At 46.8% G+C, this 10,235-nt stretch carries 15 protein-coding genes; 13 read left to right on the forward strand and 2 right to left on the reverse strand.

All coding sequences use genetic code 11. The features are described 5' to 3' along the window. Positions 1-137 precede the first annotated feature (137 nt). The 8 genes from XPG1_RS06295 (at position 138) to XPG1_RS06330 (ending at position 4,335) form a co-directional block, all read left to right on the forward strand. Positions 138-467: a phage holin, lambda family gene (locus tag XPG1_RS06295; RefSeq protein WP_045960298.1), complete on the forward strand. Its 330-nt coding sequence runs from the start codon at positions 138-140 to the stop codon at positions 465-467. Beyond that, positions 464-859 (forward strand): structural protein, encoded by a 396-nt coding sequence (locus XPG1_RS06300; protein WP_045958315.1) that lies wholly within the window; start codon positions 464-466, stop codon positions 857-859. Before XPG1_RS06295 ends, XPG1_RS06300 begins: the two co-directional genes overlap by 4 nt. After that, positions 856-1,317, forward strand: a complete 462-nt coding sequence (locus XPG1_RS17985) for a lysis protein (RefSeq protein WP_052708263.1) — start codon at positions 856-858, stop codon at positions 1,315-1,317. The genes XPG1_RS06300 and XPG1_RS17985 overlap by 4 nt, the downstream gene beginning before the upstream one ends. Then, on the forward strand, positions 1,314-1,538 hold the full coding sequence (locus tag XPG1_RS06310) for a hypothetical protein (protein ID WP_045958317.1): 225 nt from the start codon (positions 1,314-1,316) through the stop codon (positions 1,536-1,538). Before XPG1_RS17985 ends, XPG1_RS06310 begins: the two co-directional genes overlap by 4 nt. Before the next feature lie 479 nt (positions 1,539-2,017). Continuing rightward, positions 2,018-2,209 (forward strand): crAss001_48 related protein, encoded by a 192-nt coding sequence (locus tag XPG1_RS06315; protein ID WP_045960535.1) that lies wholly within the window; start codon positions 2,018-2,020, stop codon positions 2,207-2,209. A gap of 47 nt (positions 2,210-2,256) precedes the next feature. Beyond that, a complete protein-coding gene (locus XPG1_RS06320) occupies positions 2,257-2,493 on the forward strand; it encodes a hypothetical protein (RefSeq protein ID WP_045958318.1) in 237 nt (78 codons plus the stop codon). Positions 2,494-2,504: 11 nt separating this feature from the next. Continuing rightward, a complete protein-coding gene (locus tag XPG1_RS17465) occupies positions 2,505-3,125 on the forward strand; it encodes a terminase small subunit (RefSeq protein ID WP_045958319.1) in 621 nt (206 codons plus the stop codon). Continuing rightward, entirely contained in the window at positions 3,106-4,335 is a 1,230-nt protein-coding gene (locus XPG1_RS06330) for a PBSX family phage terminase large subunit (protein WP_045958320.1), read from the forward strand. The genes XPG1_RS17465 and XPG1_RS06330 overlap by 20 nt, the downstream gene beginning before the upstream one ends. Before the next feature lie 42 nt (positions 4,336-4,377). Here XPG1_RS06330 and XPG1_RS06335 read toward each other — a convergent pair whose 3' ends face one another. Together XPG1_RS06335 and XPG1_RS06340 are read right to left on the reverse strand one after the other, a co-directional pair. Further along, complete coding sequence (locus tag XPG1_RS06335; protein WP_045958321.1) at positions 4,378-4,791, reverse strand: type II toxin-antitoxin system HicB family antitoxin; 414 nt, start codon at positions 4,789-4,791, stop codon at positions 4,378-4,380. Positions 4,792-4,836: 45 nt separating this feature from the next. Then, positions 4,837-5,022: a type II toxin-antitoxin system HicA family toxin gene (locus XPG1_RS06340; protein ID WP_045958322.1), complete on the reverse strand. Its 186-nt coding sequence runs from the start codon at positions 5,020-5,022 to the stop codon at positions 4,837-4,839. 110 nt (positions 5,023-5,132) lie between these two features. On the opposite strand from XPG1_RS06340, the gene XPG1_RS06345 reads away from it, so the two are divergent. The 5 genes from XPG1_RS06345 to XPG1_RS06365 are packed head-to-tail and all read left to right on the forward strand — an operon-like array spanning position 5,133 to position 10,230. Next, positions 5,133-6,635, forward strand: a complete 1,503-nt coding sequence (locus XPG1_RS06345; RefSeq protein ID WP_045958323.1) for a phage portal protein — start codon at positions 5,133-5,135, stop codon at positions 6,633-6,635. 37 nt (positions 6,636-6,672) lie between these two features. Next, positions 6,673-7,386: a phage head morphogenesis protein gene (locus XPG1_RS06350; protein WP_045958324.1), complete on the forward strand. Its 714-nt coding sequence runs from the start codon at positions 6,673-6,675 to the stop codon at positions 7,384-7,386. Beyond that, positions 7,383-8,666: a DUF2213 domain-containing protein gene (locus XPG1_RS06355; RefSeq protein WP_045958325.1), complete on the forward strand. Its 1,284-nt coding sequence runs from the start codon at positions 7,383-7,385 to the stop codon at positions 8,664-8,666. The genes XPG1_RS06350 and XPG1_RS06355 overlap by 4 nt, the downstream gene beginning before the upstream one ends. Further along, a complete protein-coding gene (locus XPG1_RS06360) occupies positions 8,666-9,163 on the forward strand; it encodes a structural cement protein Gp24 (protein ID WP_045958326.1) in 498 nt (165 codons plus the stop codon). The genes XPG1_RS06355 and XPG1_RS06360 overlap by 1 nt, the downstream gene beginning before the upstream one ends. After that, the gene (locus XPG1_RS06365) at positions 9,163-10,230 is read left to right on the forward strand and encodes a major capsid family protein (protein WP_045958327.1); all 1,068 of its coding nucleotides are present in this window, start codon (positions 9,163-9,165) and stop codon (positions 10,228-10,230) included. The genes XPG1_RS06360 and XPG1_RS06365 overlap by 1 nt, the downstream gene beginning before the upstream one ends. The last annotated feature ends 5 nt before the right edge of the window (positions 10,231-10,235 follow it).

Below are 10,235 nucleotides of genomic sequence, written 5' to 3' on the forward strand. Positions count from 1 at the left end.
TTTCATATTTGCCACCGCAATCACTCTCAGTACCTCCGTATACATGCATTGCGGCTGGCAACCTATTAACTCTAACTCACAGGGGCGACTATCTCACCCCACGGACGCCCATTGTTCAGATGGGGTGGAATATGCGCATGACTGAAAAAAACACAGAGTTTTGGGCGTATGCCTGGGACTGGATAATGATAAATGCCCCGCTCATTGCGGGAATGTTGCTGGCGGCGGTAACCGCATTTACGCGTGAGAAACGAGATGGCGCGGGTTGGATGGCGTCATTGGCTGAAGCGGCGATTTGTTCGTTTATCAGTATCGGGATTATTACCGCACTGGAATATGCCAATTTACCGCTCAGTCTGGCGCAGTTTTTTGGGGTGTTCATCGGATTTTTAGGCACCAAAAAAATTGGGGCGATTATCGAATCTGTATTCATTTTTCTCAAAAATAAATTTGGGGTGAACCGATGAGCAGAGGCATACGCAATCACAATCCGGGCAACATTCGCCACGGGGATAAATGGCAGGGGTTAAGTGATACCCAAACAGATAAATCATTTTGTCAGTTTGTCTCACCAGAATATGGCATACGAGCCATGCTGAAAATTCTGCGTAATTATGAACGCAAATACGGCCTGAATACTATCCGCCAAATCATTACCCGTTGGGCACCACCCAATGAGAATGACACTGAGGCATACATTAATTATGTGAGTCAGGCGGTTGGTATTGCCAGCGATGCAGTGATTGATATCAATCATCAACCCACCATGACAGCTCTGATTCAAGCCATGATTCGAATGGAAAACGGTCAGCAACCGTATTCTGATGATATTTTCACGCGGGCATTTGAGTTGCTATGAAACTAAAAATGATGGCTGCGATTGTTGGTATTGGGCTGATAGGAACGGTTGTCCATTTCATCAACTCAGTGTATGCAGAGAACGGACGACTCATCGGTGAGAATGCTGCATTAGGCAAATCCCTGTCAGAACAGATAGACATCAATACCCAACAACAAACGCGCCTCAAACAGCTGGCTGAACTGGATACCAAACACACTCAGGAACTGGCAAATGCAAAGACTGAAATTGACACTTTGCGGGCTGATGTTGCCGCTGGCCGTCGCAAGCTGCGCATCAAAGCAAATTGCCCCTCCGTGCCTAACACCGTTACCTCCAGCAGCGTGGTCGATGCAACCACCGTCGAACTCTCTGGAGCAACTGGATCAACTGTTCTCGATATCCGAGAAAATATCATCAACGACCTCGCAAAATTAAAATATTTGCAGGATTACATAAAAACGGAGTGTTCTCTATGAGTATGACATTAGGACAAAAATTGGTAGGTATTAGTGTTAACCCAGGCGGTAATATTCTGGTTGATGCGGTAAAACAAAAATCCGCTGAACTAATTGATTTAGTACATGACAGTATGGATAGTGCAACGACTGACGAATCGCTGATGATTCACAACGAGGCGCTACGTCGCATTATGGACGCCCAGATGTGGGCGGAAAAAGTGATTACGTGGAAAGACTGACATAAAACAGAACCCCAGAGCAAATGATACTGGGGTTGCAGGAGTCATCCTGTCTCCTGCTTGATTGTTATTATGCACAGTAACTAGCTGGTCGATCCGACTCTATCACAAAACAGGTAGCCATACACTCTGCATATGCTATGGGTGACCAAGCAAAAGGTAAGCAGATAGTAGCATAAGTCTGCATCGAAGCTAAAAGAGTCGTGCCTGCTACTAGGCAAAGAAGAAGATATTTTTTCATTTTACTCACCATATATCATTAACTACACCAACGAACGATAACCCTAGTAACCCTATCTCTACTCAAAAACAAGCGAATAATTCTTAACAATTGATTAACATTTGAAACTAAACAGAATATTTTTTTACCCACTCCCTTGAGTGGTTAAAGGAATACCCATGCCGCCACCCGTTCCTGCCGCGTACCCAACGCATGCGGGCTGGTGGCATTTTTATTTTAAATGATCGGAGAAAATATCATGCAACCATATCAACAACGCGTCATAGATGAACTAGCTGAACTCGATAGCAAAATTGAAAAACTGTCTGATTTCATCGGGGGTGCCATCTATAACGGGTTAGACGAGACTGATCGCGTTCTGCTAGCTATGCAGCTATCAGCAATGAAAGGGTATTCTGAGATTTTGCATAAGCGTGTCAGTCGATTCTGATATTTCCAGCAGGTCACTCACATAACAGGAATACAGGAGAGCAGAACATGACACAGCGTACAACCATAGCCACGCACAACATCACCATTGGTATCAAATATGACACTGAAACATTGAGCTGGCTCGAATCACAACTGGAACATATAGCAGAGCTAATGGAACGAGTTTGCTCGGTGCAGCCCACTGAGATAAACAACGACAACCCTATCCGCCAGATAGTCCGTGATGAACTACGCCAGTTTGTTGCCCGCGAGAGTGGGCGCGGCGGACTGTTTTCGAAATAAGGAACAACGAAATGGCACAAAAGAAAATCAAGCTCACAGACGAGCAAAAGGTTCTTTTTGATGCCTTAACGAAGCTTCAGCAGAAATTCGTGTTAGGTATCTTAAAGGGATTGAATCAGACAGATGCCTATCGCAATGCGGGCGGAAAGGCAAAGACAGAGGACACAGCAAGATCCTGTGCAAGTGAAATCCTAACAAATCCTAACGTCAAAACCTTTCTCGATGCCATGAACCAAGAAGCGGTCTCCGATGCGGTTATGAGCCGTCAGGAAGCCCTAGAGCGGTTATCTGCAATGGGGCGTGTCTCACTCCATGATATTGCTGAGTTCCGTAACAGCCAGATAGGGGAAGACGACGAAGGCAGGCCGGTATACCAGGCCGCATGGCAATTCAAAGATAGTGCGTTGCAGAACCCCGCAGCCCTGAGCGCTATCTCTGAACTGACCACGGGCAAGGACGGCATCAAGTTAAAACTCCACGACCCGAAAGCCGCAATCAAACAATTGGCTGATTTGATGGGGTGGGATGCGGCGAAGAAAGTTGATTTAAGTTCAACTGATGGCACGATGTCCCCGCAACCGTCTAAAATAGTGCTGGTTGCCGGAGGTCAGCATGACGACAGCGAGAATTGAACTCCCGCCCAAACTCATTCCGGTATTCAGTGGCGACTATCGTTATCGTGGCTCATACGGGGGGCGTGGATCAGCTAAGACTAGAACGTTTGCATTAATGACCGCCATTCGAGGCTATATTGCCGCTCAGAACGGGCAGTCCGGCGTTATCCTCTGCGCCCGTGAATACATGAATTCCCTGGAAGAGTCCTCAATGGAGGAAGTGAAACAAGCTATCCGCGCGGTGCCGTGGCTGGCTGATTTCTACGATATTGGCGAGAAATATATTCGGACGAAATGCAAATCCGTGAGCTATGTTTTTGCCGGACTAAGGCATAACCTCGACAGCATCAAATCCAAAGCCCGTATTTTAATAGCGTGGATTGATGAGGCTGAGTCTGTATCTGAAACGGCATGGAGAAAGCTGATCCCGACTGTGCGCGAAGAGGGTTCAGAAATCTGGGTGACGTGGAACCCTGAAATTGACGGCAGCCCGACCGATAAACGCTTTCGCAAAACGCCGCCAGATAATTCCTGCATTGTTGAAATGAACTACGACGATAACCCGTGGTTCCCTGATGTACTGGAGCAGGAACGCGTTAACGATCAGGAAAGGTTAGACAGCGCAACTTACGCATGGATATGGGAAGGCGCCTATCTGGAGAACTCCGATAAGCAGGTATTGGCGAACAAATACGTTATCAAGGAATTTCCTGATGACCTGTGGAAGAAAGCCGATCGCCTATTATTCGGCGCTGATTTTGGTTTTGCCAAAGACCCGAATACATTACTACGTCAGTTTATCTTAGATGACTGTCTCTATATCGAATACGAGGCTTACGGTATTGGGGTAGAACTCGACCACATGCCGGCGTTTTACGACAAAATACCCGAGGCGCGAAAATGGCCTATCAAAGCCGACTCAGCGCGACCGGAGACAATCAGTTATCTCAGGCGGCAGGGATTTAATATCTCAGCCGCTAAAAAATGGCCGGGCAGTGTTGAGGATGGCATCACATTCCTGCGTGGATTTAAGCGGATCATTATTCACCCGCGCTGCAAACATACCGCAAAAGAAGCCCGGCTCTATTCCTACAAAACCGACCGAATTACGGGTGAGGTTCTGCCGGTTATCGAAGATGCTAACAACCATTGTTGGGATGCGGCACGATATGGGCTGGATGGGTATATCAATAAAAAAGGTGGCAGTTTCTTCACAACTAAAAGATGATGGAGATTACCTCGCCTGAATAGGCGAGGTTTATAATTCTCATTAAATATTCTTTTGGAGCTCTTTACGGGTAGCAGTGGCAATAAATCCGCTTCGACTCCCATATTCAGGATTTGTTTTTACGATAGTATCGATGCGACTCAACAAGCGATGTGGCAATGTAATATTAATACGTTCTGCTCGTCCGTCATATTTATCGATATCGATATCGACTAAAAACCAGACCCCATTTTTATAATCATTAATTGAATTCATTAAATGAGTTTGTTGTGATTTTGGCGAGGGAATATCAAATCCTTTCTCACTTAATAATTCAAAGTGTGCATTGATAGCGGATATGGCATCGGCGTGAGCCTCTTCAATACTGTCCCCCGCAAAGATACAGCCATCAATATCAGGGAACCAGCCACTGGCGCTACCATCTTCATCAATTTCAATAAAGGCTGGGTATAACATATTTTATCTCCATAAAGAGCGCGCTCTGTATGAGCGCATTCTTAATTAATTTTTCAGTTTGGCATTCTTAAGAATTTGATTTAGCGTTCCTTTTTTTAAATCTTTTCTTGGATGCGGTACTGTTACAACAAAAGAAAAATCAGGGTGGGTAAATTGATGATGACTTCCCTTTATTCTATCAAGTACCCATCCATTCTTTTCTAACAACTTAATCAGTTCCGAACTTTTCAAACTCCCTCCATTCCGCTAACTGATATACACACTATACACACCATATTAAAAATAAGCAAGTGATTTGTGTGTATGGTGTGTATTTAATTATCTGTAATATAGGATGTGCCATGTGGTTATTTAAAAAGCGAAAAATAGCAGAGCAGATTGCACCGCCGAAGCGGTCAGCATTCACAACAGATTTGTATCCTGCGCTGGCGAGTAAAAACGGATTTAACGGGATTGAATTACCACAACCGGTTATCAATGGTGTGGGGATGGACAGTATTGATACCTCTGTCCCGTCATTCAAAGGCTCGCAGGTTTATGGCGTACCTGAATCACAGGCGGCTTGGTATGCCTCGCAAATGTTTATTGGCAACAATATGTGTGCCATTATCGCTAAGCATTGGCTGGTGGACAAGGCATGTCATATGCCTGCGCGTGATGCGATACGTCAGGGGTATGATATTGACTGTGATAATGACGACGATAGCACTATTAGTCAGAAGCTGCGCAAGCGTGATAAAAAATACCGAATTCAGCATCAACTGAAAGAATTGATTCATTTTGGACGTGTGTACGGTGGTCGATTAGCGTTGTTCGTGGTGGAAACGTCGAACCCGAACGAGTGGTATGAGAATCCATTTAATCTCGATGGCGTGACCAAAGGAATGTACAAGGGGATCAAACAGATTGATCCGCAATGGGTGATGCCTGATTTAACCGATTCCAATATTCAAGACCCTGCAAGTATGGATTTTTACGAGCCAACTTACTATGTGATTGGTGGACGCAAATACCACAAATCACATTTTGTGAAGTTTGTACCGTTCCCCGTGCCGAATGTGCTTAAGCCGTTGTACAACTATTTTGGTGTGTCAGTGCCTGAGCGTATTTATGAGCGCGTCTATGCCTCAGAGCGTACCGCCAATGAAGCGCCACAACTGGCAATGACTAAACGATTATTAACGATTGGCATGGCTGACCCTCAGGGTGCTGATAGAGGCACTATCCAAGAAAACATGATGTACTTCATGGAAATGCGCGATAACTACGGCGTGCAGGTAATGGGTAGCGAAGATGTAGCTCAGCAGTTTGATACTTCTCTAGCTGATTTAGACGCCACCATTATGACGCAATACCAACTTGTCGCAGCAGCGGCAAATGTACCAGCCACTAAGTTACTCGGTACCACGCCAAAGGGCTTTAATGCCACGGGAGAATATGAAGAGTCGAACTACCGTGAAGAGCTGGAAAGTGTGCAATCGAACGACCTGGATGAACTCTTACAACGCCATTACGATATGTTGCTGCGCAGTGAGGAATTGCCTCTAACTGAAATCTCAGTTACATGGTCGCCTCTCGATAGTCCGACCGCTATTGAAGCTGCTGATATTCAGCTGAAACAGGCACAGACCGATTCAACCTATGCGGCGACCGGTGCGGTAGATGGTTTGGATATCCGTAAGAAATTGGCGTCGGATAAAGAGTCGAGCTATTACGGCATTGAAGTGAACGAGAGCGATTATGTTGAGGCGAATACGGGTACGAACGAAAAAGGCGAAGTGGGCAACCTCCCGCCAAGCAGTACTGAAGGGCAAGCCCCTGCAATATTCAGCGGCACCGTCTAGCCGCTACCAGCGTGACATGTCACGATTAATTCATTCGATGATTAAAGATTACGAAAAAGTTTTTAGTGAATTGAGTGATGATTTTGACGGCGCAACGATGGATGCCAGTATTGCGAGCCAAACACGGATTTGGCTCAACCGGTTGAAACGCAAGTGGGATAAAATCTTTAATACGCAGTCTAGCGCGATGGCTGATAAATTTGTTTCCCAAGTGGATATCGGCGCGCAGCGTAATTTAGATGATTCCCTTAAACAGCTTTCTGGCGGTATTACCATCAAAACCCCTGCAATGCCCGACGCGTTAAAAGACCGAATGATAGCTGCCACGGCTGAAAATGTTTCCCTGATTAAATCCATTCCTAGCCAATTCCATCAACGTATCGAAAGTGCCGCCCTGCGCTCTATCTCACAAGGAGGCGAGGGCGCAAAAACCTTATTAGATGAAATCAGGCACACAGGCAGCGTGACAGAGAAGCGAGCGAATTTTATCGCCGTTGACCAAACGCGAAAAATCACGACTGCGGCAAACTATGAGCGCATGAAATCAGCGGGTATTCGTAAAGCGGTCTGGCACCACTCAGGGGGAAGCGCAGAGCCGAGAGAATGGCATTTACAGCTGGATGGTGAAGTGTTTGATTTAGACAACCCGCCAATTATTGACCCCAAAACGGGGGAACGTGGATTGCCTGGTCAATTACCTAACTGCAAATGCTTTTGGACGCCTGTTATCGACTTTGGTGAGGAGACATGACAAAACGAACCTATGACAACAACGGCTGGCTCGAAGTTACAGATAACCCCATCTCTAAAGTTGGGGTTTTTGATTATTTGGGGGCGGAAATTGGTGCGCCGGTACCGGATAAAATCTATCGGGTATTGCGCCCACCGGAAGAGTTGGCCAGCGAAGATACGATCAATTCTTTCAAGTTAACCCCGTTCATTATTGAACATGAAATGCTAGGCAAGCACGCAACACCCGCTGAGATGAAAGGCATTCAAGGGGTGATTGGCGAGAATGTGTATTTTGACCCGCCGTATCTCAGAGCCAATATCAAAATCTTTTCAGATGTTGCGCTCAGCAATATAGACAGCGGCAAAATCGACCTTTCACCGGGCTATCGCAGTAAGTACGAATTCACCTCCGGTATTTACGAAGGTCAGCCCTATGACGCAATTCAGCGGCACCTACGTGGAAATCACCTCGCATTAGTGGATGAGGGACGAACCGGTCCTGATATCGCTGTGCAAGATCACCTCGTTATCACCATAGACACAAAGGAATTTATTCGCATGAACCCAGAAGACAAAAAAGAAAACCAGCCAACCAGTGATGAGGGCGGTTTTAGCCCTGAGCAGGTTGAGCAGATTAAACAAATCGTTGTGGCAGCAATCGCAGCAGGTAAGCCATCAACTGATGAGGATCCTGATAAAAAAGCAACCACTGACGAAGACCCCGATCCTGAAAAGGAAAAGAAAACGGAAGATGCCGAAGCCGAAGCCGAAAAAGCGGTTGAAGATGCCGAGGTCGAAGCGGAAAAAGCGGAGTCTGGCGACCCCGAGGCGGTAGAAGCTGCGGAAGTAGCGATTGAGACGGCCGTTGAAGCTATCGAAGAAGCTAAAGAGCATCTCGACCAAGCGACCACGGATAGCCTGAATCGCCGGCTCAAGCGCCTGAAACGTGGTATCAGCACAATGGATGAACTGTCCTCAATGAAGCGCAAAATTGCCCGTCTGGAGAAAAATAAACCGACGATGGACACTGGCGCATTGTTAAAACAAATCGGTGCCCGCGATGAACTGGCGCGAAAATTAACGCCATTTGTTGGCGTATTTGATCATGCGCCAATGACTGCGCAACAGGTAGCTGAATATGGCGTTGAAAAGCTCGGCATAAAATGTGACAAGGGCACGGAAAGCGTGTCACTGAATGCGTGGATGCAGGGGCGCACACCGGACTCTCAAAAACCCACGGTCACGATGGACTCTGGGGTCAACAATCAATCAATTTTAGAGAAGTGGGGTAAAAAATAATGGCAATCCCTAATTCAGTGGCTAACGGTTTGGTTTCGGGTGTTATTGGTGAAATCAGCCATGCTGGCCCGATCCGTGCGGTCGCTGCCATTCTCAGCTCTGAGGATGAAAAACAAAATCTGTTTGGTCGTGCCTATACCTACAAAGATGATTCGGTTGAATCCGTTCAGGTGGGTGGCAAAGGTGCGTTTGCGGGGATCATGATTAACCCGAAATCCTATCGTGTCGAAGTACCGTATGCGCGAAACGGTACACAAGGCGAGTTTCTGGTGATGGGTGAATCGTATGTCGAACTCAAAGAGGCGGCAGGGAAAATCAATGCGCCCGTTGTGTTCGATGAAACGGACGGTTCGTTATCGTCTAAAGCAACAGTGAGCGCCGGTGACCGTGTGATTGGCTTTGTCAGCCGTCATTTAGAGTCAAGTGAAACAGCGCATTTGAGCGTTATTCGCTTGACGGAAATCCCATACCCAGTGGCAGTAAAGGAAGGTGAATAATGCCAGTTAGTCAACAAAAGTTTTATATGTCTGGTCGTGATATTCGCAAACATGGCCAGCTAAATATCCAACCTAACCAACAATGGACGTATCGCGAACTTGAGCAAATTGGTTTTGGTGGTTTATCCACTATGGACTCCGCGATTAGTGGTGCGGCTATGCAGGGCGGGTTAATTCAGCGTGAAATGTTGCAGCATGTATTGCCCGGCCTGATCCGTACCGCGACCCGTGTTCGCGTACTCGATGAAATCACAGGTGTACTGAATGCGGGTGAATGGCACGATGAAGAGATCATCTTGAATGTGGCAACCCCGACCGGTAAAGCTGAGCTGTATGGCGACCATACTAATATCCCGCTGGCGTCGTATGCGCAGGATCAGGAGCGTCGAGGCATTGTCCGCTTTGAACAGGGTTTTCAGGTCGGCAAACTGGAAGAGGCGCGTCAATCTGCAGCAGGCTTTGAGTCAGCGGCAGAGAAACGTAATGCGGCAGCTGAATCATTAGAACAAGGGCGTGAGCGTATTGGTTACTACGGCTTTAATGCACCTGAAACTCGCGTTTTCGGTCTATTAAATGAGCCGAATTTACCGGCTTATGAAACCGCATCGAAAAAATGGAAAGGCGGCACGTTTGCCGATATCACCAAAGATATTACCGATATGTTCTCGCGCATTGAAATCAACTCCGGCGGGATTATTAAAGACGATATCGCGATCACACTAACATTACCGTTGGGCTATCGTTCAGCGTTAAACGTTGCTAACCCTGTGGCGCGTGGTGAAACGGTGTATCAGTGGGTGAAAGAGAACTATCCATCGATGCGCTTTGTGTTTTCCCCTGAGTTTATTGGTGCAAACGGCGGTGCGGATGTGGCGTATATGTTCGCGGATAGCGTGGATGATGGCTCAACTGCAACTAGCGCGACACTCTTACAGGTCGTGCCCGTTAAGTACCAATTATTAGGCTCACAAGCGCAAATCAAAGGGTATTTAGAGGATGCGACTAACGCAACCGCGGGTGTTTTTGTCACTCGCCCTTGGGCAATTACGCGCCTGACTGGTATCTAATTTAA

It is taken from the genome of Xenorhabdus poinarii G6, from assembly GCF_000968175.1.
GTDB classification, from domain to species: domain Bacteria; phylum Pseudomonadota; class Gammaproteobacteria; order Enterobacterales; family Enterobacteriaceae; genus Xenorhabdus; species Xenorhabdus poinarii.

Bases quoted from the DNA above. Each gene is read 5' to 3' on its own strand.
- XPG1_RS06295 (WP_045960298.1), top strand. From the start codon at position 138: ATGACTGAAAAAAACACAGAGTTTTGGGCGTATGCCTGGGACTGGATA.
- XPG1_RS06300 (WP_045958315.1), top strand. From the start codon at position 464: ATGAGCAGAGGCATACGCAATCACAATCCGGGCAACATTCGCCACGGG.
- XPG1_RS17985 (WP_052708263.1), top strand. From the start codon at position 856: ATGAAACTAAAAATGATGGCTGCGATTGTTGGTATTGGGCTGATAGGA.
- XPG1_RS06310 (WP_045958317.1), top strand. From the start codon at position 1,314: ATGAGTATGACATTAGGACAAAAATTGGTAGGTATTAGTGTTAACCCA.
- XPG1_RS06315 (WP_045960535.1), top strand. From the start codon at position 2,018: ATGCAACCATATCAACAACGCGTCATAGATGAACTAGCTGAACTCGAT.
- XPG1_RS06320 (WP_045958318.1), top strand. From the start codon at position 2,257: ATGACACAGCGTACAACCATAGCCACGCACAACATCACCATTGGTATC.
- XPG1_RS17465 (WP_045958319.1), top strand. From the start codon at position 2,505: ATGGCACAAAAGAAAATCAAGCTCACAGACGAGCAAAAGGTTCTTTTT.
- XPG1_RS06330 (WP_045958320.1), top strand. From the start codon at position 3,106: ATGACGACAGCGAGAATTGAACTCCCGCCCAAACTCATTCCGGTATTC.
- XPG1_RS06335 (WP_045958321.1), bottom strand. From the start codon at position 4,791: ATGTTATACCCAGCCTTTATTGAAATTGATGAAGATGGTAGCGCCAGT.
- XPG1_RS06345 (WP_045958323.1), top strand. From the start codon at position 5,133: ATGTGGTTATTTAAAAAGCGAAAAATAGCAGAGCAGATTGCACCGCCG.
- XPG1_RS06350 (WP_045958324.1), top strand. From the start codon at position 6,673: ATGATTAAAGATTACGAAAAAGTTTTTAGTGAATTGAGTGATGATTTT.
- XPG1_RS06355 (WP_045958325.1), top strand. From the start codon at position 7,383: ATGACAAAACGAACCTATGACAACAACGGCTGGCTCGAAGTTACAGAT.
- XPG1_RS06360 (WP_045958326.1), top strand. From the start codon at position 8,666: ATGGCAATCCCTAATTCAGTGGCTAACGGTTTGGTTTCGGGTGTTATT.
- XPG1_RS06365 (WP_045958327.1), top strand. From the start codon at position 9,163: ATGCCAGTTAGTCAACAAAAGTTTTATATGTCTGGTCGTGATATTCGC.